This is a genomic window from Macrococcus sp. GL_134 (genome assembly GCF_057834705.1).
On sequence record NZ_CM174409.1, the window covers coordinates 1725120 to 1745660 of the forward strand.

Below are 20541 nucleotides of genomic sequence, written 5' to 3' on the forward strand. Positions count from 1 at the left end.
TTTAACTTTTTGAAATGAGACTATTTTTTGTGGTCCGCAAATGTACGGCCTTTGAATGTTTTAGGTTTACTTGAGCCCGCACCACGGTCATAAGACTTACGACGACCGCCATCCTTACTGTCACGGCGTTTCTGCCCTGATTTGAAGTTGCGGCTGCCACCTGAATTATTACCGCGACGTCCGTAAGATGATTTTCCACCTTTACGGCCAAGTGGTTTTTCGAATGTCAACTGAACGTCCACGTCATTGTTTGACTGGATTAATTCTTGAAGCAATGCAGTAACCAGTTTAACGTCACCATATTCTTCAACTAAATTCGCAGCGATTGATTGAACCCGTTCTTCAGAAGGTTTTGCTACCCATTCAGCCACTTTTTTCTTAACTTCGCTTTCACGAGCTTTCATGACTTCACCAGGTGTTGGTGGACGAAGAGCTTTCATCGTGCGATTTTTCTGTTTTTCAATCTGACGGATATAATCCATTTCAATCGGGTTGACGAATGAAATCGCCATACCATGTTTACCGGCACGGCCTGTACGTCCGATACGGTGTGTATAACTCTCAACATCCTGTGGAATATCGAAGTTATAGACGTGTGAAACACCTGAAATATCAAGTCCACGTGCCGCAACATCTGTTGCGACAAGAATATCGATGGCATCGTTCTTGAATTTTTTGAGCACTTCAAGACGTTTCGCCTGTGTGATATCACCGTGAAGTCCTTCTGCACGGTAACCTTTTGAAATTAACGCGCTTGTCAATTCGTCCACACGACGTTTCGTACGACCGAAGACAATCGCAAGGTCAGGGCTGTGAACATCAAGGAAGCTTGTGAATGTATCAAATTTCTCAAGTTCTTTGATGATTGTGTAATACTCATCAATCTGTGGATCAGAATCTGTGTTCGTCATTGTTTTAACAACGACCGGATCTTTCATGAACTTCTGAATAAGTTCTTGAATCGCTTTAGGCATTGTTGCTGAGAACAATAAAGTCTGACGGTTTTCTTTAGGTAATTTGTCCATGATGAAACGCATATCATCAATGAAGCCCATGTTCATCATTTCATCTGCTTCATCAAGAATCAATGTGTTGATCTGGTCAGTCTTCAATGTGCGACGGTTCAAGTGGTCGATAACACGTCCTGGTGTCCCGACAACAATCTGAGGTTTTTTCTTTAATTCTCTGATTTGACGGTCAATCGGCATCCCACCGAAAATCGTCACGACTTGAATCCCTTGTCCACGGCCAAATGCTTTTAGCTGGTCAGCTACTTGGACAGCAAGTTCACGAGTCGGTGCAAGGATTAAACTTTGAATCCCTTCATTGTTCTTTACTTTCTCGATCAGCGGAATACCAAATGCACCTGTTTTACCTGTACCTGTCTGTGCTTGACCAAGTACGTCTCTACCCGCCATTGTGTGGGGAATACTATCCAACTGGATAGGTGTAGGATCTGTAAATCCTAGTTTTTCCAGCGCATTGATGGTAGGTTCGCTGATACCTAATTCTCTAAATTTTTGCAAAATTATTTTCTCCTTTTATTCGCTTGTTACTAAACATTTATGTGTGATTTTTCACTATGCTCACGCGTTAACTTCTCTATACTACCATCTGTACGAGTGAATAGCAAATGACCGAGCTTTGTTTATTGCGTTCCAGCAACAAAAAAAAGCTGCCCATCAGTGGACAGCTAACGTTCGTATACGCTTACAAATTTATTGTAAAATATTTTCAATGATTGTTTCAAGTTCCATCCCGCGGCTTGCCTTAAAGAGCACGGACACGCCTTTGTGCAATCGTGGTTTTAAATAGTCGGCAATCGCTGCTTTGTCTTCAAAATGATGCGCTTCAGTGAATGCTGCCGCTTCTTCATGAATATATTTGGCGGCACTGCCTACCGTCAGTACAGTCATATGTCTGCCTTCAAAATACTTGCCGACTTCTCGGTGATACGCTTCTTCATCCGGCCCGAGTTCAAGAACATCACTTAACACGATATATTTGTCACCCGTCATGTTCTCCACTGTATCAATCGCTGCTTTCATGCTGGTCGGACTCGCGTTATAAGCATCATTGATGAGCAGACTACCATGCGGCCCGTTGATTTGTTCCATCCGCATACCGGTCATTTCAAGATGCTGCAGATTAGCATTGATTCTGTCGTCAGTCAGACCGAAATAACGGCCGATGACGATTGCGATAGCAGCATTGCGGGCATTATGAATGCCGAGCATCGGCACTGTGAACACCGTCTCACCCGGTGTCACCTTGAAATGAATGCTGCCGTCGGTCATATTAACTGATGTGATCTGATGCATATTATCGTCATTTAAGCCGAGCGACGCTTTGTCACCGTCATAATGTTCTGCGTGCGGCTTCAACAGCGGCTCATCACCGTCGTAGATGAACAATCCATTAAGCCCTTCAGTAATCTCAAACTTCGCCTTAGCGATGCCTTCACGTGACCCTAAGTCCCGCATATGGCTCTCTCCGATATTAGTAATGACCGCAACATCAGGTCGTGCAATGGTGGACAACAAGGCGATTTCACGGAACCCGGACATTCCCATTTCAAGAATGGACACTTCAGTATCATCATCTAACTGACAGATGGTTAACGGCAGGCCGATTTCATTATTGTAGTTGCCGATTGTTTTCTTGACTTTGAAGTCTTGTGATAATACCGTACTGACCATATCTTTAGTCGTCGTCTTGCCGTTTGAACCTGTAATACCGATGACTTTCGGGTTCACTTGTTGAAGGTAGCAGGAACTTAATTGCTGCAGTGCTTGTTGGCAGTCATCGACGAAGATGAGCGGAAGACCGGCAGGCGGCTCTTCAACACCACGCTGCCAGAAGCTCGCAGCTGCACCGCTCTTTATCGCCTGTTCTACAAACCGGTGACCGTCCGTATGCTCTCCTTTAAAAGGGACGAACAATACGCCGTCTGCTATCTTTCTTGAATCAATGGCGACACCTGCTATTTCAAGAGCGCCGAACTGTTGATCGACCGAACCGCCGGCCATCTCTGCAATTGCTGATAATTTACGTTTAATCATATAAGTCAGTCCATTTTATATTTGATTTTTTTCTTGTCTGCATAGCGTTCTTTAGCGAGCTCAATCAATCGAGTGATCAGGTCGCTGTATGACATCCCCATATTCTGCCATAACAATGGATACATGCTGAACTTCGTGAAGCCCGGCATTGCGTTCGTCTCATTGATATAGATCGTATGGTCTTCTGTCACAAAAAAGTCTGCGCGTACGAGTCCTGAACAGTCCGTCGCTTTGAATGCTTCGACCGCCATGTTGCGCAGCGTCTCTGCTACATCATCCGGCAGGTCAGCAGGAATCTGGAGCTTAACTTTGCCGTCCTGATATTTTGCTTTGTAGTCATAGAAGCTGACGTCTTTGACCACTTCTCCCGGCAAAGTCGTCTCAGGATGGTCGTTGCCAAGTACGGCAACTTCGATTTCGCGTGCTTCAATCCCTTGTTCCACGACTAACTTACGGTCGAACTGAAGGGCTTCTTCAATACCTTGTACCAGCTCTTCCTTGTTCGTACATTTAGAGATGCCGACTGACGAACCGAGATTCGCCGGCTTGACGAACACGGGATATTGTAATTTTGTGTTGACGAGTTCAATGATGTTGCTGCGATATGTTTCAAACTCGCTGCGCAGGAAGCTGACGTATGGCAGCTGAGGCAGCCCTCGGTTCGCAAACAACTGCTTCATTACGAGCTTATCCATTGAACTAGAAGCTGCAAGTACACCGTTACCTACATAAGGGAGGTCCAGCACTTCAAATAAACCTTGAATCGTTCCATCCTCACCGTTAGGTCCATGAAGCAGCGGGAAAATCGCATCATATGTTCCACCGTCCACCGATTGACGGAGTAAATGAGTGATCGGCGCGTCAGCAGCTTTTGTCAGACGAAGCGATTCCGCATCTTCAACATCTGCTGTTACGGGGTCGCCTTTAATCCATTCACCATCGTTAGTGATATAGATGATATCAATCGCATATTTTTCTTTGTCCATCGCATTGATGACAGATTGAGCAGTTAATATAGAAACGTCATGTTCAGCACTTTTACCGCCGTAAACAAGACAAATATTTTCTTTAGACATAATCTTCCTCCAACATGTTAATATAGTAATATTATCACGATAAAAGTTGTGATGCATTATTTTATCATAACTACATTTCAAACTTCATATCTCATAAGGTATAATATAACCATTATCTATAGTAAGGAGCTATTCATGGTCTCAACACGCAAACGTAACTGGCTTGAGAAGATAGACTGGTGGCTGTTAATACTGCTCATCATGCTTGGCACTGTGAGTATGACAGTCATTATGTCGGCGATGGCAGGTCAGCAGTATCAGACAAACTTTGCTGAACGACAGGGCTTTTATTATGTCCTCGGCTTCATTATTGCATTGACATTAATGTTCATCAGTCCGCACACTTTAAGAAAATGGGTATGGCCGATTTATCTGGCGGGTAATCTGGCGCTGTTCGGCCTGTACGTACTGCCGGAATCATCATTTACACCGATCATCAACGGGGCGAAGAGCTGGTACAGAATCGGCCCTATCAGCCTGCAGCCCTCTGAGTTCATGAAGATTATCCTCATGCTCGCATTAGCAAATGTCATTTACCGGCATAACCGCTTTACATTCAATAAAACCATCCAGTCAGATGCGGTGCTGCTCGTCAAAATCTTTGCAGTCTCGATTTTACCGATGGGACTCATTCTACTGCAGAATGACTTAGGAACCACTCTTGTTCTGCTCGCGATTATCTTAGGAACAGTCGTTGTGTCAGGCGTCAGCTGGCGCATTCTTGCTCCTTTTTTAATCGGTGTCGCAGCAGTCGGAACGACATTGATCGCAGGGATTATTTATCGCCCTGACTGGGTCGAAAAAGTACTAGGTATACAGACGTATCAGCTCGGTCGAATCCATTCATGGCTTGACCCTGGTGCTTATAGTGAAGGAGACGGCTTCCACTTGATGGAATCGTTAAAAGCTATCGGCTCAGGCGGCCTGTTCGGCAAAGGATTTAAAAATGGTGAAGTCTATATTCCTGAGAATCATACGGATTTCATTTTCTCAGTCATTGGTGAGGAGTTCGGATTTATCGGAGCCATTGTCGTCTTAGTATTATTTCTTGCATTGTTCATTCATCTCATCAAACTCGCTCAGCACGCTGACCATCCATTCAGTGCTATTTTTCTTATCAGCTTTCTGAGCATGCTGGTGTTCCATGTTTTTCAGAACATCGGTATGACGATTCAATTAGTGCCCATCACAGGTATCCCGCTTCCATTCATCAGTTATGGCGGCAGTGCGTTATGGGCAGCGATGGCAGGTATCGGTATTGCGCTGAGCATCTACTATCACAATACGCATCCACAATAAAAAAAGCTGGCTTCCACGAGTAATTCTCAAAGGAGTCAGCTGTTTTATTTGGCTATTTCTATTTCAGTTTGGCAGGTGCGACATGTGGCAGCGTGCGCATTACTTCTAATCTAGACTTAGTTTTTGAAATATTAACTCCGAGCGTAGATAAGAGATTCACAACGTTCTTCATTTTGTCCTGTGTATTCGGCATAATAATCTCTCCTGTCTCTTTAATAATTATATTCTACCCAAATTATTGCTCATTATCCATAAGACTATGGACCTATTTGTGTAAATTTTTCGAAAAAATGATGTTCATTAAGTAAATGGATTAGGTGAGTGGATTAAAATGCTCAAAATAATGAATTGTCATGTATAATTGACACTAACAAAAAGGAGAAATGACTATGATAGATTACGTGACGCAGGAATTTCCTCAAATCTTCTCAACGCTGTTATTCATTGCTTTTATCTTTAATATATTTCTTGCCTTCATCTTAATCTTTCTGGAGCATAGAGCGGCGAGTTCTACGTGGGCATGGCTGCTTGTGCTGTTCTTTCTGCCGATTGCCGGCTTCATTCTCTACTTGCTGTTCGGCCGCCAGATTCAGCGCCAAAAGTTATTCAGACTTGATGAAGAAGACAAGGTGGCTCTTGAAACGATCATCAACGAACAGATTACAGCCCTCGATAGAAATCTACTGCATGAACCGACAGCAGAAATTGAGCAGCACAAAGATATGATCAGGATGATGCTGATCAATCAGCCGGCTTTTTTGACGACTGACAACAAAGTAGATGTGTTCACTGACGGACGCAAAAAATTTGACCGTCTGATCAAAGACATTCTGGAAGCGAAGCATCACGTTCACTTTCAATACTATATCTTTAAGAAAGATGGAATCGGCCTCGAAATCATCGATGCTCTTGAACAGAAGCTCAAAGAAGGCATAGAAGTGAAAATATTGTATGATGACATGGGCTCAAGAACACTGACACTGTCTAAGTTCAAACAATTCAAGAAGCTCGGTGGACAAGTTGAAGCGTTCTTTCCATCCATTCTGCCGCTGATTAATTTCAGATTGAACAACAGAAACCACAGAAAGATCGTAGTCATCGACGGACATATCGGCTATGTCGGCGGGTTCAATGTCGGCGATGAATATCTGGGGTTAAATAAACGCTTCGGTTATTGGCGCGATACGCACCTCCGTATTGAAGGAGATGCCGTCAATGCGCTGCAGCTCAGGTTCATGCTGGACTGGAATTCGCAGTCCAACCGTAACTACATGACCAATAAACCTGAATACTTCCCCGACGTCAAAAGTAATGGCAGCGTCGGCATACAGATCGCTTCCAGCGGGCCGGATGATAAGTGGCAGCAGATTAAATACGGTTACTTGAAAATGATTGCCGACGCCAAAAAATCAATCTATATACAGACTCCTTATTTCATACCGGACGAGTCGTTCCTCGACTCTCTGAAAGTCGCGGCACTCTCAGGTGTCAATGTCAACATTATGATCCCAAATAAACCCGACCATCCATTCGTCTACTGGGCTACTTATTCCAATGTGGCAGAACTGCTGAACACAGGTGCCAAAGTATTTATTTATGAGAATGGCTTTCTACATGCCAAGACTATTGTCATCGATGACGAAGTAGCAAGTGTCGGCACAGCAAATATGGATGTCAGAAGTTTTGACTTGAACTTTGAAGTGAATGCGTTTATGTATAATCACGAAATGGCTGTAAAAGTAAGAAAGACATTCGAAGAAGATGTCAAAGTATCGAGTGAGCTGACTGAAGAAATCTACAGTCAGCGCACGACATGGATCAAATTCAAAGAAGGTTTTGCGCGTTTGATCTCACCGATACTTTAAATATGGAAAAATATAAAATCACAGACGATGTTCAGAAAGAACACAGTATGAACTGCTAAAAAGCTGAATGCGGCCAACTTCTGGTGAGGTGTCAATTGATACGTGTAAGTGGTCAGCATCATGATCACTCCTATTTATTAGAATATTCAGATATTTTTAATGCTTATTATATTCCTGGCAGCTGATAAAGTAAACTATTTGAGAAAGGATTTTTTTAATGTCATCTATCATCCAAGCGACTGAAGCCTATGTCAAAACGATTAACGGGAGTGATTCATCCGGTCACGACTTCAGTCATATTGAACGTGTCCGCCGGACGGCACTGGCTATCGCCTCAGAAGAACAGGCTGATTTATTCATTGTTGAAATGGCTGCTCTGCTTCATGATACCGTCGATGACAAACTCGTTGATCCAGTGACCGCGTGGCAGGGCCTGGAAGCATTTTTTGACAGTATCCAGCTTGAGCAGCAGAGCCGTGATGACATCAGTCATATACTGCGCTATATCAGCTTCAAAGGTGGTGTTAATGCCGGTAAGCTGAAATCACTGGAAGGAAAAGTCGTTCAAGATGCTGACCGCCTCGATGCTCTCGGCGCCATCGGAATTGCACGGACATTTATGTATGCCGGTGCATTCAAAGATACGATGTATGACCCTGATATTCCGCCGAGAGAGTTGTCCAAGGTCAATTACCGGGAACCGTCAACGGCGATCAATCATTTCTATGAGAAGCTGTTTAAGCTGAAAGACTTAATGAACACTGAGACAGGCAGACGTCTTGCTGAAGAACGCACGCAGTACATGGAAGATTTCATTCACCGCTTCAAGCAGGAATGGCACTCATCTCAACGTCCTGTCAACTAAGAAACGACCTTCAAACTGAGTTTGAAGGTCGTTTAAAATTATTTCTTTCTCTTCTTTTTAGCTGCGACTGTTGTATTTTTCACAGCTTTTGCTTGATTCTGTTCATGTGCTTCCACTAATGGTTTCATCTCTTCATGAACTTTAGTTTTATAAAACTTATTCCCTAACCAAGTCTGGAATACGAGGAACAATCCACCGACAGCCCAATATAACGGCAATGCTGCAGGTGAGATGAATGACATCCACACGATCATGATCGGTGAAATGAACATCATGATCCGCATTTGAGCTTTTTGCTCATCAGGGATATTCTGCATAGAGACATAAGCCTGCAGTGCATAGACAAGACCTGCAATAATCGTCATCAACAGGTCAGTCTTTGTCAGCTCGAACCATAAAAAGTGAGGATATTCAGTAATACCGCCCGTTGACGGATATTTCAGTACGTAGAATAATCCGGTAACGATCGGCAGCTGAATCAGTAACGGCAGACAGCCCATATTCAAAGGATTGATGTTATTGTCTTTGTACAATGCCATCATTTCCTGATTGGCTGCCATTTTTTCTTCCTGCGTACGTGCACGTTTGACACGCTCCTGGATTTCCTTCATCTGCGGCTGAATCAAGTTCATTTTTTCTTTCATGATGCTTTGATTCTTATAAGTTTTCATCATGAACGGGAACAACGCCAGACGTACAATTAACGTAATAACGATGATCGCAAGACCGTAGTTGTGTCCCATATTGGCACCTAACCAATGAATTACGTGGTCAAGCGGTAGAACAAATGTATCATAGAAAAAGCCATTTCGGTTAGATTCTTTTGAGTAATCACAGCCTGCAAGAAAAATCATAATACCGAATAATAACGGCAGTAGTGCCTTTTTTTTCATTTCTTCACCTCGTAGTATTCTTTCACATAGAGGTTATTTTATCATATTTCAGCACTGTATCAAACTATTCCTACAGCGATTCTCAGTTTTTCTGATAATAATCCAAGTATGCCTTCACATCTTGTTCAATATTTTGACTTCTGGCGATGGACGAAATCGTCGATACACCATCAGCCCCTGCCTTTAAAATCAATTCGCAGTTTTTATTTGTAATACCACCGATGGCAACAATCGGAATGTCTTCATCGTATAAGCGCATCTTGCGGATAAGTTCGATACCGCCTGGTTTTTTTGCGTCGCTTTTAGAGCTTGTTTCATAGACTGGACCGACACCGATATAATCCACATACGTAAGGTCTGACTGGTCATATTCATGGAAGTCACTGACTGATAATCCGATAATCTTGTCCGGAAAATAATTGATGATCTCCTTAACATCCTGATCATCCTGGCCGAGATGTACGCCGTCTGCATCAATATGGACAGCGAGTTCCCAGTCGTCATTAATAATGAACGGGACCTGGTAGTACTGACACAGTTCTTTCAGTGTCAATGCCATCTGTTTCTTCGCCTCACCTGTCAACGCACCTTCGCCTTTTTCTCTGAACTGAAACATCGTAATACCTGCTTTGAGTGCTTCTGTCAGCACGCGTTCAATGTCACCATCTGGAACATCATTCGTTCCGCAAATAAAATAGAGTTGCAGCATTTGTCGATCAAACATTTACTTCACTTCTTCCGCTCGCATATTCTCTACTATGTCATTTTCTCCTGTGTCCTGCAGCATATCAAGCAGATTCATTTGAAAATGCCCGGGCAGAGTCCCATTATCCAGCTGTTCTGCGCGTTCAGCTGCTATATTATACCAGCTAACCGCCTCTGTCAGCATCGACAATGTCGGTTTAACTTCATTATATATAAAAGCGCTGACAATTGCCCCTAATAAGCAGCCGCCACCTGTCACTTTTGTTAACATCGGTGTGCCATTTGTAAGCTTCATCACTTGTCCATCGACACAAACTGCATCTTCCCGGCCTGTCACGACAACAGCTGTACTAAAATGCAGTCCTGCTGCACGGGCAATAGCTGAAGTATTCAAAGTCGTATCACTATCTGTTCCTTTCATCTCAGCTGCTGACAACAGACTCTGCAGTTCTGATGCGTTGCCGCGGATGACACTGATATCATAATGGTGCAGCAGTTTCAGACAGAAGTTCTTTCTGAACGCTGTAGCTCCGCAGGCGACGGGATCCAGCACGACAGGCACCGCATGACGGTTTGCTGATTGGATGGCTGTTTCGATTGACGGTATCACTGCTGCTGACAGAGTGCCGATATTGATCAGTACCGCGCCGCAGTGCTGTATCAACTCATCCAGTTCTTGTGGATCAGCAGCCATTATCGGACTTGCACCTAGCGCAAGCAGTCCGTTAGCTGTAAAGTTTTTGACGACATCATTTGTAATACATAGGACAAGCGGCGCCTCGTTTCTTACGTCATGAATTCTCATGATTGCTTTCCTCCATATAACTGAAATGGTTGACCGGGCCATTACCGTGACCAAGACCTGGTGCATGTTGAATGGCACTTGTAATATAGGCTTTTGCTGTCCGCACACTTGCTTCAATCGAACGACCTTTTGCCAGTTCTGCTGCAATCACAGCACTTAATGTACACCCTGTCCCATGTGTATGACGGGTAACTGTCCGTTCGGCCGGTAGTACGATACAGTCATGCTTAGTGAACAAATAATCAGTTGCATCACCTTCCATATGGCCGCCTTTAATGACGACTGCCTGCGAACCGATTTCATTGATGAAACGTCGTCCTGCACGATCGATATCATCCCGCGTTTCAATCGTCATCTCCAAAATGCGCTCAAGTTCTGGTAGATTCGGTGTGGCAACTGTTGCTACATCAAGCAGCTTATAACGCACGGCACTTTTCCCGGCGTCATCCAGTAAATCATCACCGCTTTTGGCGACCATGACAGGATCGATGACATAAGGAATGCGGTTGTTCAATATATACGGTCGAACCACATCCATCACGTCACTTGACGCAAGCATTCCAGTTTTGACAGCATCAGGGATAATATCACTGTATACACTTTTCAGCTGTGCTTCAATGACGTCCAGCGGCTGATCAAATACTTGCTGGACACCTGTCGTATTTTGAGCGACGATACTCGTCACCACACTCATCCCGTACACATGACGCGACTGAAATACTTTAAGATCAACCGTTGTCCCCGCACCACCTGACGGGTCGGTTCCCGCTATTGATAATGCACTCTTCATCATAACAGCCACTCCTCCTGCACAGCTGCCATATTGAAGAATCTTCTTTCGTGAATACAGCTCTCGAGAAAATTACGGCGAAGAATGTCCCGCTCTTTGGCTGTTGCCTGTTCGGCAAATGTATTGACCCAGCGGTCCAGATGCATCAACAGCTCATCCATATGAACCGTATAGAAATCGACCCACGGTTTCAGCGGATTACCGGTCAAATGATGATGCTCTGTAATTTTCAGAGCCAGCTGCTGATAGACGTAAGGGCACGGAGCCATCGCACAGATCGTGAAGCTGGCATCATCATAGCGGTAGGCGTTGTAATACATGTGTTTAATATAGTGATCGCTTGCCGGGTACCACACACCGTCTTTGATGATGGTGTGGTAATCTTCTCCGACGTAATCTGCCATCACTAAATGGGCCTCGATTTCCCCGTTCATCACAAAGTCTATTTGACCAAGCAGGAAGTTAATACCCTCACGATCATCTAGTTTAGCGATCAACAGACTGTATATTTTGGCGAATTCATTCAAATACAAGTGATCAGCTTTTAAATAATGCCGGACCGCTGCTTTGTCGATGGTTCCTTTAATGACACCTTGAATAAATGGATCATTGTAAATCGCTTCAATAATAGGTTCTGCCTGCTGCTTTAAGTCATCTGTAAACATTGAAATTCCTCCTTAAAATTAAAAAAAACCTATTTCCGCAGAAAAAGGCCTCATAAGAAGGATGCTTTCCTACGCTAGTATTAACTAGATCAGGTACAAGGGTTTGACGAAGTCATCTCAGCCATGAGGCACCCCTAGCAGTCAATAGGTTATTTTATTACTTTAAGGATAACGAATTATCTATAAAAACACAAATAAAAAAGCCATCCAAGAAGGATGACTTGTGCGCTGTTATAAGCGTGCGCCACATACTGGCCATGGTTGAGAACCACGTTGGCTGTATAAAATTTGAGCACGTTTTGTTTGTTCAGCTGCTGATGCTTGTGATGGTACACCTGATCCGCCTACTGAGTGCCAAGTTTGTACGTCGAATTGGTATAAACCATGGTAAGTTCCTGTTGCATCGACCACATTTGCTCTACCGCCTGATTCACAAGCTGCAAGTGCTGCCCAGTTAGCGCCGCTTCCAGCTGTAGATGTTTGAGTTGTTGCTGCTTTTGGCGCTTGAGTTACAGCTTTTGGTGCTTGGTAAGTAGTTTGTGCTGCTTTTGGCGCTTGAGTTACAGCTTTTGGTGCTTGATAAGTTGTTTGTGCTGCTTTTGGTGCTTGGTAAGTTGTAGTTTTTGGTGCTTGGTAAGTTGTCTGTGCTGGCGCTTTGTATTCAGTCGCTGGAGCTGCTTTCGGTGCAGTGTAAACTTTTTTAGGCGCTGCTACAGTAGCAGGTGCAGATTGAACTGCTGGTGCTGCTTGAACTGATTGAACTGGTTGAACATTCAATGTTTTGCCAGCGATGATTAGATCAGATGATAAGTTGTTCCATTGTTTCAATTGTGCAACTGTTACATCGAATTTTTTAGCGATTTTACCTAAAGTATCGCCAGATACGATTTTATATGTTTTTATAGATTCTGTTTTAGTTTCTTCATTTACTTTTAATACTTGGTTAGGAAGGATCAGGTTAGATGATAATCCATTCTCAGCTTTGATAGCTTCTACTGATGTACCATAGCTTTTAGAGATTCCCCATAAAGTATCACCAGATTTTACTGTGTGCTCTGCTGCATCTGCAGTTGCAGCGAAAGATCCTGAAACAGCTACTGCTGTTGTAACGGCTAATAATTTTTTCATAGTTTTGTTTTCCTCCTAGGCTTTTATAACTCTGCTAATAATATAACAGATAAAAATATTTCATAGGTTACAGACAAATAAAAGATATCGCCTTTTATTACAGCGTCATTACAAATGGAATAATTATCCTATTTACACGTTTGAACAGTCGAATGAGTAATGGCTATACGGTTTCTTCACTATTTTTATATGAAATTCACAAAATATGACGTTATCTGTCTGTAATGTTACAGGAAAAAAGTACCAATACTGAGATTGATACTCATTTTTTCATCTATTGGTTAAATCCCTTTTATAATTCTCATTTCTGATAGGCGGGTGTGTCCATCAGTAATTGATCAAGTGTTTGATTGCTCTGAATGACTTCCGATTTATCATTGTGTGTTTTTTTCATTTTGGATATTGTCGTGTCGTATTTATCGGCAATCACCCATAATGACTCACTTCTTGTGTCGCGATTTGACCAGGCCTCTGTCTGTGGCATTGTTATCATACTCGATACGATAACTGCACCTGCCATAACTGCTATCTTTCTCATTGTGTGCCTCCACCCTTGTTTCTTATATTGATAATACTTTAACACGAAATTCCGTACCTGTGGTTACAGCAATATGTTAAGTGACCGCTTTAAATTACGTAATGATTACAGAATGGTATCAATATAAATACCCCTTCAGACAGCACGACTGAAGAGGTATTTGTGGGTGTGAGTAATGAGAGTGCAGTTAAGCAATGACGGGTTCTTCCGGGGAAACTGTTTCTTTGTCACAGTGGTCACTAGTTTCTTCGATACTATCCAGCTGTTCAATGAATTTTTTGCTCTGCTCTTCACTGATGACAGCATGCGCTTCTGTTTTGACAGGTTCTGTGTTCAGACGCTCATCTGTCCGTTCACTGATAAACTGTTTCACCGCCGCTTCTTTGGCCATGATGATGGCATGTGTCTTTTCAGCATCTGATAGTTCGTTCCAGATTTCATCCGGTGTCTGTGGCAGCACATCATCTGTCTTGATAACACCGAAATTCGGTAGAAACTTAATGTTCTCGACAATAATCTCAGTAAAATATTGCGCTTTTTCTTCTCCAGCTTTGTAATATTTGTTACTGTGAATCTGACCAGTAATGCATACTGTCGACCCTTTTTTACAGTATTGAAGAATATTAGTCGCGGTTTTATTGAAAGCTTTGCAATGAAGAAAATCTACAGTCTGCGCATTTTCGTCTTTTGGTTTGTAACCTCGTTCAATCGCAATCGGAAACGTTACACAAATATGACCCGTCTTCTGATTCGATTGATTGGATTTCGGCACATTGGCTAGTCGTCCGACAAGCACAACTTTGTTTATCATATGTCACCTCCCTTCTAACACCAATATAATAGGAAGAATATCTTTTGAAAAATTGCAGAATATGGCGAAATGTCCTTAATTGTGCGTATAATTTAATGAACTGATGGTATTTCATCAAGTTATGCACAAAATTGATGCATTTTCAGGAAAAATGCATGTTATGATAATTTTGAATGAAAGAATCGTGTCATCTATAATGAAGGTGGAGGGATGGGAATGAAAACATTTAAGGCGGTACGGTTTCAAATAGTAGAAGACGGAGCGACTAATGAATACACGCTGCATGATGGCATCATTATCAATAAAGAGAACAGTGGGACAGGATGGCTCCTTGAAATATTGATTGACGACATCCATCGCGAGAAGATGGAAGCCTATCAAAAAGCAGGCACACTTCTGGATACACGGGTAGTGATTACGAGAACAGCTAATGATCCCGCGCTATTTGAATCAACGATCCAGAATATTATGCAGCTGGAAGATAAAATATCAGTGATTTTTGAATGTCATATTTATACATTGAGGCAAGCATATGCAGAGCAACTGCTGGAGCAATTAGTAGAAGATGGTCTGAGCGGCAGCGAACTGATCACGGTCTTCAACCGCATGATGGTTTCTAAACCAAAGTTAAAAGAAAAAGAAGACGAGATTGAATCGTTGGACTAGTTAGAAAGCCATGTTTTCGTCAGAATCGCATAATCAATCAAAACGTGGCCCTCTAATCCAGTTTGAAGGCCATGTTTTCGTCAAAATCTCACCATCAATCAAAACGTGGCCCTCTAATCCAGTTTGAAGGCCATGTTTTCGTCAAAATCTCATAATCAATCAAAACGTGGCCCTCTAATCCAGTTTGAAGGCCATGTTTTCGTCAAAATCGCGCTATCAATCAAAACGTGGCCCTCTAATCCTGTTAGAAAGCCATGTTTTCGTCAGAATCGCCCTATCAACCAAAACGTGGCCCTCTAATCCTGTTAGAAGGCCACGTTACTATGATTAATTATCTGTGATGGCGAAAGTGATTTCACAGCTGCAGGCGAGTTCGCCGTTTACAGTTGCTTTTGCTGTTCCTTTGCCGATCGGTCCCTTAATTTTGACAATCTCTACTTCAAGCAGCAGTGTATCTCCTGGTGTCACTTGTTTCTTGAAGCGACACTTGTCAATTCCGGCAAACAGCGCAAGTTTACCTTCATTAGCTTCCATACGCAGCATAGCAACGGCACCTACTTGAGCCAGCGCTTCTACAATGAGCACACCCGGCATCACAGCATAGTCAGGAAAATGTCCTTGAAAAAATGGTTCATTGCCACTGACTTGTTTCAAGCCGACACATCGTTTGCCGTCTTCCAGCTCTACTATGCGGTCAATCAATAAGAACGGATAGCGATGTGGAATCACTTTCTTAATTTCATCAAATGTCATTATCGTCTCCATTTAAGCAGCTCCTGTCAGTTTCAAAATATGTGTCCACGTTTTCGGATTGAATACATCAAGCGGTGAATGCAGAATACCATAACCCAGCATCAGCCCTATAATAAATAATAATAGAGATAAAATCACTACAATCAATACAATCATCATAATAGGAAGTTTTCTATAGACGATGTCTGTTTTTTCTACCTGCATCTCTCTTACCTCGTTTCTACGAATGCTTGTTGATCACCTGTGCGCTCAATAGCTGCACCGAGCGCTTTCAATTTGCCGTGAAAATTCACATAGCCGCGGTCTAGATGAGATAACTGTGTCACACGAGTATAACCTTCTGCTGCAAGCCCTGCTAAGACCAATGCTGCTGAAGCACGTAAATCTGTCGACTGAACAGCTGCACCGTGAAGCTGTTCTTTTAATATAACAGCTGTGCGGTTATTAACTTTAATGTGACCTCTCATCTTCACAAACTCATCCACATGCATGAATCTATTTTCAAATACTGTTTCTGTCATTTGACTGGATGTATCTGCTGTCAGCATTAACGCCATCATCTGCGCCTGCATATCTGTCGGGAATCCAGGGTGAGGCATCGTTTTTACTTCAACACCTTTTAACGAGCCGTCAGCTGATACATGGATACCATTCTCTTTGACGTCAAGTTTAACTCCCATCTCTTCAAGTTTTGACAGAAGTGACGCCATGTGATCTGCTCGTGCACCTTCAACGAAGACATCACCGCGCGTAATCGCAGCAGCAACCATAAATGTACCTGCCTCAATACGGTCTCCGATAATCGTATGTTCAACGCCTCGAAGTTCCGAAACACCATTGATTACAATGCGGTCAGTCCCTGCCCCTGTAATATCTGCCCCCATCGCATTCAAATAATCTGCAAGGTCAACGATTTCAGGTTCTTTAGCGACGTTATCCATCACCGTCGTGCCGTCAGCAAGTACTGCTGCCATCAAAATATTCTGCGTCGCACCGACACTCGGGAAATCAAGATAGATGGATGCACCGGTTAATCTACCGTTCACAGTTCCTACTAAATATCCATTTTCCTGAACAATCTCTGCACCTAGTGCTGTCAATCCTTTGAGATGCTGTTCAATCGGACGTGAGCCGATTGCGCAGCCGCCGGGCATCGCTACTTTGGCTTTGCCGAGACGGGCGAGCAGCGGTCCCATCACTAAAATACTGGCACGCATCTTACTCACATATTCATAGCTTGCCACATGGTTGAGCTCTGCTTCTGCATTGACGCTATATGTATTGTCGTCCTGTGCTGTCACGGTTACATTCAATCCGTCCAGCACATGACTGATTGTTTCAACATCTGATAACTTCGGCACATTGTGAAATACACTGACCCCTGTCGATCCAAGTATTGAAGCCGTTAAGATAGGTAACACTGCATTTTTGGCACCATCAATCTTCACAGAGCCTGTCAGCCTGTTACCACCTTTTACTAAAATTGTATCCATTCGAAATTTCCTCCACACTTATATATACATTATATACTATAACAGATGGCGCTCGTCCGTCAGTAATAAAACACCGCAATTTACAAAATTAATTTTTACATCCACGTCAGCTGCTGCGAAAAATAAATGATATCCATGATAAAATTGCTGACTAAGCTGCCAAGCGCGAAACTCATGAAAATCAGCAGTACTTGTATTTGTTTCGTATGATTTCCTTTGAACCACTGATCGGTGCGCAGCGATTGGAGCGCCCAGAAACTGATACATACGCAGATGACATGGACTATGATATGAATGAGCGCGTAAATACCTATATCCTGCATGACATTCCCTCCTTAAAATAAAAAAAGGATAAGACATAATGATTCAACTATGTCTTATCCTATCAAGTTCTAGCGGAATTTCGCTACATCAATCCGGTTGATGGCGCGAGCTAATGCTTTTTCTGCGCGGTGGTAGTCTACGTGCTCTTGTTGATCACTACTCAGACGTTCCTCCGCACGGCTTAATGAAGTTTTTGCGCGTTCGATGTCAATTTCGTTGGACTGTTCAGCAGACTGAACGAGGACAGAGACGCCTGTCGGTCTGATTTCAGCAAATCCTTCACTGACAGCTACATATTCCTGCTTACCAGCAATCGTAGCGCGAACAGCGCCGATTTTCAAGGGTGCAACAGTTGGAATATGTCCGGCCATGACACCCATTTCACCTGTTTCAGTTTGCAGTACAATCAGTTCAGCCTGATCAGTAGCATAAACTGAGCCATTAGGAGTGACTATATTTAACGATAATGTGTTCATATTTGCTTCCTCCTAAGTAGTTTAAACTTCTACGCCCATACCTTTAGCCTGTTCTAAAACTGCTTCGATACCACCGACTAGACGGAATGCATCTTCAGGAATATGGTCGTATTTACCTTCAAGGATAGCTTTGAAGTCCTGTACAGTTTGTGCAACTGGTACATAAGAACCTTTTTGACCAGTGAACTGCTCAGCAACGTGGAAGTTCTGTGATAAGAAGAACTGAATACGACGTGCGCGGTTAACAGTCTTTTTATCGTCGTCAGATAACTCATCCATACCAAGGATAGAGATGATATCTTGTAACTCACGGTATTTTTGCAGTGTCGCCTGTACTTGACGTGCTACTTCGTAGTGCTCTTCGCCAACGACAGCTGGTGTCAATGCACGTGATGTAGACGCTAACGGGTCAACGGCTGGGTAAATACCCATCTCTGTTAATTTACGTTCTAAGTTTGTTGTTGCATCTAAGTGGGCGAATGCTGTCGCAGGCGCCGGGTCAGTATAGTCATCGGCTGGTACGAATACCGCTTGAATCGATGTTACTGAACCTACGTTAGTAGACGTGATACGCTCCTGTAATTGCCCCATCTCAGTCGCAAGTGTCGGCTGGTAACCAACGGCTGAAGGCATACGGCCGAGCAGCGCTGATACTTCAGAACCTGCCTGCGTGAAACGGAAGATGTTATCGATGAATAACAGGACGTCCTGACCTTGTTCGTCACGGAAATATTCTGCCATTGTCAAGCCTGATAAAGCAACACGCATACGTGCTCCAGGTGGCTCGTTCATCTGTCCGAATACCATCGCTGTCTTCTTGATAACGCCTGAGTCGCTCATTTCGTGGTATAAGTCGTTCCCTTCACGAGTCCGTTCACCGACGCCCGCGAATACAGAAATACCACCGTGCTCCTGTGCGATATTGTTGATTAATTCCTGGATCAGAACGGTTTTACCTACACCGGCACCACCGAACAGACCGATTTTACCACCTTTGATGTAAGGCGCTAACAAGTCTACTACTTTGATACCTGTCTCTAAGATTTCAACTTTAGTAGATAATTCTTCGAACTTCGGTGCTTGGCGGTGAATCGGATCGCGACGCACGTCTGGACCAAGTTCTTCATCTAAGTCGATTTTCTCTCCAAGTACATTGAATACGCGACCTAATGTCACATCTCCGACTGGTACTGAGATCGGTGATCCTGTATCAGTAACAACTGCACCACGCTGAACGCCATCAGTTGAACTCATCGCGATTGTACGTACTGCATCGTCACCTAAATGAAGGGCAACTTCTAAAGCAAGTTTAGCAACGCCATCTTCACGTTGAATTTCTAAAGTTAAAGCGTTATTTAACGCTGGTAACTGGCCATTTTCGAATTTAACGTCAATGACTGGCCCCATCACTTGAATTACGTGACCTACTGCCATTATGATTTCCTCCTAAAGATTATTCCAGTGCGGCTGCCCCGCCGACAATCTCAGTAATCTGTTGAGTGATTGCCGCCTGACGTGCACGGTTATATTGTAGTGATAAGTCGTCGATAATTTCTTTCGCATTGTCTGTCGCATTTTTCATCGCTGTCATCCGTGAAGCATGTTCACTGGCTTTTGCGTCCAGTAACGCCCCGTAGATCAAGCTCTCTGCGTACTGCGGCAGAATGACTTCCAGAATTGCATCTTTGTCCGGTTCAAATTCATAGTTTGCTGCAGCGCCGCCGCTCAAGTTATCCTGGCTGACAGGGAGAATCCGACGTTCCTGAACAGATTGCTCAAGTACGCTGATGAAATGGTTGAAATGAATATAGAGTTCATCAAATTCACCCGTTTCAAAACGATTCACTGCACTATATGCTAATTCTTTGATGGATTTAAAAGACGGCTGTTCAGGCAGGCCGACGATTTCGCCGACTACGTTGTAGCCTCGTGACTTAAGGAAGTCACGTCCGACACTACCGATGACTAAAATCGCATAAGCTTCTTTGTTGTTGTTGTGACGTTCTTTAATCTGCTGCGTCACATTTTTAAGGACGTTCGCATTATATGGACCTGCCAGTCCTTTATCACTGGTCACGACAAGGTAGCCTGTCTTATTCACGGGACGCTTCACGAGCATCGGGTGAGAACTGTCATTACCGCTGCCGATACTTGCAATCGTTTCCTGCATTTTATCCATATAAGGATAGAAGCTTTTGGCGTTTTCTTCAGCACGGCGCAGCTTAGAGTTAGATACCATGTGCATAGCGTTAGTGATCTGGCTTGTCTTTTTAGTCGATGTAATACGCGTCTTAATCTCTCTAAGTGAACTCATTATGTCACCACCT

The 20541-nt window shown here is 43.4% G+C and carries 24 protein-coding genes and 1 riboswitch; of the genes, 4 read left to right on the top strand and 20 right to left on the bottom strand.

The genetic code is table 11. The annotated features are described in order from the left end of the window. Positions 1–20: 20 nt before the first annotated feature. The 3 genes from cshA to AC3IPL_RS09065 all read right to left on the bottom strand — a co-directional run bounded on the left by cshA (position 21) and on the right by AC3IPL_RS09065 (position 4138). A complete protein-coding gene (gene cshA, locus AC3IPL_RS09055) occupies positions 21–1526 on the bottom strand; it encodes a degradosome RNA helicase CshA (RefSeq protein WP_489240743.1) in 1506 nt (501 codons plus the stop codon). Positions 1527–1718: 192 nt separating this feature from the next. After that, entirely contained in the window at positions 1719–3062 is a 1344-nt protein-coding gene (locus AC3IPL_RS09060; RefSeq protein WP_489240744.1) for a UDP-N-acetylmuramoyl-tripeptide--D-alanyl-D-alanine ligase, read from the bottom strand. A 5-nt stretch (positions 3063–3067) separates the two neighbouring features. Then, positions 3068–4138, bottom strand: a complete 1071-nt coding sequence (locus AC3IPL_RS09065) for a D-alanine--D-alanine ligase (RefSeq protein WP_489240745.1) — start codon at positions 4136–4138, stop codon at positions 3068–3070. A gap of 135 nt (positions 4139–4273) precedes the next feature. Here AC3IPL_RS09065 and AC3IPL_RS09070 point away from each other — a divergent pair, with 135 nt between their 5' ends. Next, entirely contained in the window at positions 4274–5437 is a 1164-nt protein-coding gene (locus tag AC3IPL_RS09070; RefSeq protein ID WP_489240746.1) for an FtsW/RodA/SpoVE family cell cycle protein, read from the top strand. A gap of 58 nt (positions 5438–5495) precedes the next feature. On the opposite strand, the gene AC3IPL_RS09075 is transcribed toward AC3IPL_RS09070, so the two are convergent. Beyond that, positions 5496–5630, bottom strand: coding sequence for an Lmo0850 family protein (locus AC3IPL_RS09075; RefSeq protein WP_254249839.1), 135 nt, complete (start codon positions 5628–5630; stop codon positions 5496–5498). A gap of 196 nt (positions 5631–5826) precedes the next feature. Here AC3IPL_RS09075 and cls point away from each other — a divergent pair, with 196 nt between their 5' ends. Next, positions 5827–7302 carry a cardiolipin synthase gene (gene cls, locus AC3IPL_RS09080; protein WP_489240747.1) on the top strand — a complete coding sequence of 492 codons (1476 nt, stop codon included), beginning with the start codon at positions 5827–5829 and terminating at the stop codon, positions 7300–7302. On the opposite strand, the gene AC3IPL_RS09085 is transcribed toward cls, so the two are convergent. Continuing rightward, on the bottom strand, positions 7299–7424 hold the full coding sequence (locus tag AC3IPL_RS09085; RefSeq protein WP_489240748.1) for a hypothetical protein: 126 nt from the start codon (positions 7422–7424) through the stop codon (positions 7299–7301). The genes cls and AC3IPL_RS09085 overlap by 4 nt on opposite strands. 95 nt (positions 7425–7519) lie before the next feature. Between AC3IPL_RS09085 and AC3IPL_RS09090 the strand changes: the two genes are divergently transcribed. Next, entirely contained in the window at positions 7520–8167 is a 648-nt protein-coding gene (locus tag AC3IPL_RS09090; protein ID WP_489240749.1) for an HD domain-containing protein, read from the top strand. 38 nt (positions 8168–8205) lie between these two features. Here AC3IPL_RS09090 and yidC read toward each other — a convergent pair whose 3' ends face one another. The 8 genes from yidC to AC3IPL_RS09130 all read right to left on the bottom strand — a co-directional run bounded on the left by yidC (position 8206) and on the right by AC3IPL_RS09130 (position 14502). After that, positions 8206–9060, bottom strand: coding sequence for a membrane protein insertase YidC (yidC, locus tag AC3IPL_RS09095; protein ID WP_489240750.1), 855 nt, complete (start codon positions 9058–9060; stop codon positions 8206–8208). 82 nt (positions 9061–9142) lie between these two features. Beyond that, a complete protein-coding gene (gene thiE / locus AC3IPL_RS09100) occupies positions 9143–9784 on the bottom strand; it encodes a thiamine phosphate synthase (protein WP_489240751.1) in 642 nt (213 codons plus the stop codon). Further along, positions 9785–10570 carry a hydroxyethylthiazole kinase gene (thiM, locus tag AC3IPL_RS09105; protein WP_489240752.1) on the bottom strand — a complete coding sequence of 262 codons (786 nt, stop codon included), beginning with the start codon at positions 10568–10570 and terminating at the stop codon, positions 9785–9787. Further along, the gene (thiD, locus tag AC3IPL_RS09110) at positions 10557–11363 is read right to left on the bottom strand and encodes a bifunctional hydroxymethylpyrimidine kinase/phosphomethylpyrimidine kinase (RefSeq protein WP_489240753.1); all 807 of its coding nucleotides are present in this window, start codon (positions 11361–11363) and stop codon (positions 10557–10559) included. The genes thiM and thiD overlap by 14 nt, the downstream gene beginning before the upstream one ends. Beyond that, positions 11360–12025: a thiaminase II gene (tenA, locus tag AC3IPL_RS09115; protein ID WP_489240754.1), complete on the bottom strand. Its 666-nt coding sequence runs from the start codon at positions 12023–12025 to the stop codon at positions 11360–11362. The genes thiD and tenA overlap by 4 nt, the downstream gene beginning before the upstream one ends. A 49-nt stretch (positions 12026–12074) precedes the next feature. After that, positions 12075–12171: riboswitch (TPP riboswitch) on the bottom strand. A gap of 85 nt (positions 12172–12256) precedes the next feature. Further along, the gene (locus AC3IPL_RS09120) at positions 12257–13153 is read right to left on the bottom strand and encodes a transglycosylase family protein (protein ID WP_489240755.1); all 897 of its coding nucleotides are present in this window, start codon (positions 13151–13153) and stop codon (positions 12257–12259) included. 301 nt (positions 13154–13454) lie between these two features. After that, positions 13455–13691: a hypothetical protein gene (locus AC3IPL_RS09125; protein WP_489240756.1), complete on the bottom strand. Its 237-nt coding sequence runs from the start codon at positions 13689–13691 to the stop codon at positions 13455–13457. Between the two features lie 187 nt (positions 13692–13878). Next, complete coding sequence (locus AC3IPL_RS09130) at positions 13879–14502, bottom strand: single-stranded DNA-binding protein (RefSeq protein ID WP_489240757.1); 624 nt, start codon at positions 14500–14502, stop codon at positions 13879–13881. Between the two features lie 216 nt (positions 14503–14718). Here AC3IPL_RS09130 and AC3IPL_RS09135 point away from each other — a divergent pair, with 216 nt between their 5' ends. Continuing rightward, a complete protein-coding gene (locus AC3IPL_RS09135) occupies positions 14719–15168 on the top strand; it encodes a YwpF family protein (protein WP_489240758.1) in 450 nt (149 codons plus the stop codon). Positions 15169–15495: 327 nt separating this feature from the next. Here AC3IPL_RS09135 and fabZ read toward each other — a convergent pair whose 3' ends face one another. The 7 genes from fabZ to atpG form a co-directional block, all read right to left on the bottom strand. Beyond that, positions 15496–15933: a 3-hydroxyacyl-ACP dehydratase FabZ gene (gene fabZ, locus AC3IPL_RS09140; RefSeq protein ID WP_489240759.1), complete on the bottom strand. Its 438-nt coding sequence runs from the start codon at positions 15931–15933 to the stop codon at positions 15496–15498. Beyond that, a complete protein-coding gene (locus AC3IPL_RS09145; RefSeq protein ID WP_489240760.1) occupies positions 15934–16125 on the bottom strand; it encodes a DNA-directed RNA polymerase subunit beta in 192 nt (63 codons plus the stop codon). A gap of 5 nt (positions 16126–16130) precedes the next feature. Beyond that, the gene (gene murA, locus AC3IPL_RS09150) at positions 16131–17414 is read right to left on the bottom strand and encodes a UDP-N-acetylglucosamine 1-carboxyvinyltransferase (RefSeq protein ID WP_489240761.1); all 1284 of its coding nucleotides are present in this window, start codon (positions 17412–17414) and stop codon (positions 16131–16133) included. 95 nt (positions 17415–17509) lie between these two features. Beyond that, positions 17510–17737 carry a DUF1146 family protein gene (locus AC3IPL_RS09155; protein WP_489240762.1) on the bottom strand — a complete coding sequence of 76 codons (228 nt, stop codon included), beginning with the start codon at positions 17735–17737 and terminating at the stop codon, positions 17510–17512. Positions 17738–17806: 69 nt separating this feature from the next. Next, positions 17807–18214 carry a F0F1 ATP synthase subunit epsilon gene (locus AC3IPL_RS09160; protein ID WP_489240763.1) on the bottom strand — a complete coding sequence of 136 codons (408 nt, stop codon included), beginning with the start codon at positions 18212–18214 and terminating at the stop codon, positions 17807–17809. A gap of 21 nt (positions 18215–18235) precedes the next feature. After that, complete coding sequence (gene atpD / locus AC3IPL_RS09165) at positions 18236–19648, bottom strand: F0F1 ATP synthase subunit beta (RefSeq protein WP_489240764.1); 1413 nt, start codon at positions 19646–19648, stop codon at positions 18236–18238. A 19-nt stretch (positions 19649–19667) separates the two neighbouring features. After that, positions 19668–20528: an ATP synthase F1 subunit gamma gene (gene atpG / locus AC3IPL_RS09170; RefSeq protein WP_489240765.1), complete on the bottom strand. Its 861-nt coding sequence runs from the start codon at positions 20526–20528 to the stop codon at positions 19668–19670. Between the last annotated feature and the right edge of the window lie 13 nt (positions 20529–20541).

Bases quoted from the DNA above. Each gene is read 5' to 3' on its own strand.
- AC3IPL_RS09060 (WP_489240744.1), bottom strand. From the start codon at position 3,062: ATGATTAAACGTAAATTATCAGCAATTGCAGAGATGGCCGGCGGTTCG.
- AC3IPL_RS09065 (WP_489240745.1), bottom strand. From the start codon at position 4,138: ATGTCTAAAGAAAATATTTGTCTTGTTTACGGCGGTAAAAGTGCTGAA.
- AC3IPL_RS09070 (WP_489240746.1), top strand. From the start codon at position 4,274: ATGGTCTCAACACGCAAACGTAACTGGCTTGAGAAGATAGACTGGTGG.
- AC3IPL_RS09075 (WP_254249839.1), bottom strand. From the start codon at position 5,630: ATGCCGAATACACAGGACAAAATGAAGAACGTTGTGAATCTCTTATCT.
- cls (WP_489240747.1), top strand. From the start codon at position 5,827: ATGATAGATTACGTGACGCAGGAATTTCCTCAAATCTTCTCAACGCTG.
- AC3IPL_RS09085 (WP_489240748.1), bottom strand. From the start codon at position 7,424: ATGATGCTGACCACTTACACGTATCAATTGACACCTCACCAGAAGTTG.
- AC3IPL_RS09090 (WP_489240749.1), top strand. From the start codon at position 7,520: ATGTCATCTATCATCCAAGCGACTGAAGCCTATGTCAAAACGATTAAC.
- yidC (WP_489240750.1), bottom strand. From the start codon at position 9,060: ATGAAAAAAAAGGCACTACTGCCGTTATTATTCGGTATTATGATTTTT.
- thiE (WP_489240751.1), bottom strand. From the start codon at position 9,784: ATGTTTGATCGACAAATGCTGCAACTCTATTTTATTTGCGGAACGAAT.
- thiM (WP_489240752.1), bottom strand. From the start codon at position 10,570: ATGAGAATTCATGACGTAAGAAACGAGGCGCCGCTTGTCCTATGTATT.
- thiD (WP_489240753.1), bottom strand. From the start codon at position 11,363: ATGATGAAGAGTGCATTATCAATAGCGGGAACCGACCCGTCAGGTGGT.
- tenA (WP_489240754.1), bottom strand. From the start codon at position 12,025: ATGTTTACAGATGACTTAAAGCAGCAGGCAGAACCTATTATTGAAGCG.
- AC3IPL_RS09120 (WP_489240755.1), bottom strand. From the start codon at position 13,153: ATGAAAAAATTATTAGCCGTTACAACAGCAGTAGCTGTTTCAGGATCT.
- AC3IPL_RS09125 (WP_489240756.1), bottom strand. From the start codon at position 13,691: ATGAGAAAGATAGCAGTTATGGCAGGTGCAGTTATCGTATCGAGTATG.
- AC3IPL_RS09130 (WP_489240757.1), bottom strand. From the start codon at position 14,502: ATGATAAACAAAGTTGTGCTTGTCGGACGACTAGCCAATGTGCCGAAA.
- AC3IPL_RS09135 (WP_489240758.1), top strand. From the start codon at position 14,719: ATGAAAACATTTAAGGCGGTACGGTTTCAAATAGTAGAAGACGGAGCG.
- fabZ (WP_489240759.1), bottom strand. From the start codon at position 15,933: ATGGAGACGATAATGACATTTGATGAAATTAAGAAAGTGATTCCACAT.
- AC3IPL_RS09145 (WP_489240760.1), bottom strand. From the start codon at position 16,125: ATGCAGGTAGAAAAAACAGACATCGTCTATAGAAAACTTCCTATTATG.
- murA (WP_489240761.1), bottom strand. From the start codon at position 17,414: ATGGATACAATTTTAGTAAAAGGTGGTAACAGGCTGACAGGCTCTGTG.
- AC3IPL_RS09155 (WP_489240762.1), bottom strand. From the start codon at position 17,737: ATGCAGGATATAGGTATTTACGCGCTCATTCATATCATAGTCCATGTC.
- AC3IPL_RS09160 (WP_489240763.1), bottom strand. From the start codon at position 18,214: ATGAACACATTATCGTTAAATATAGTCACTCCTAATGGCTCAGTTTAT.
- atpD (WP_489240764.1), bottom strand. From the start codon at position 19,648: ATGGCAGTAGGTCACGTAATTCAAGTGATGGGGCCAGTCATTGACGTT.
- atpG (WP_489240765.1), bottom strand. From the start codon at position 20,528: ATGAGTTCACTTAGAGAGATTAAGACGCGTATTACATCGACTAAAAAG.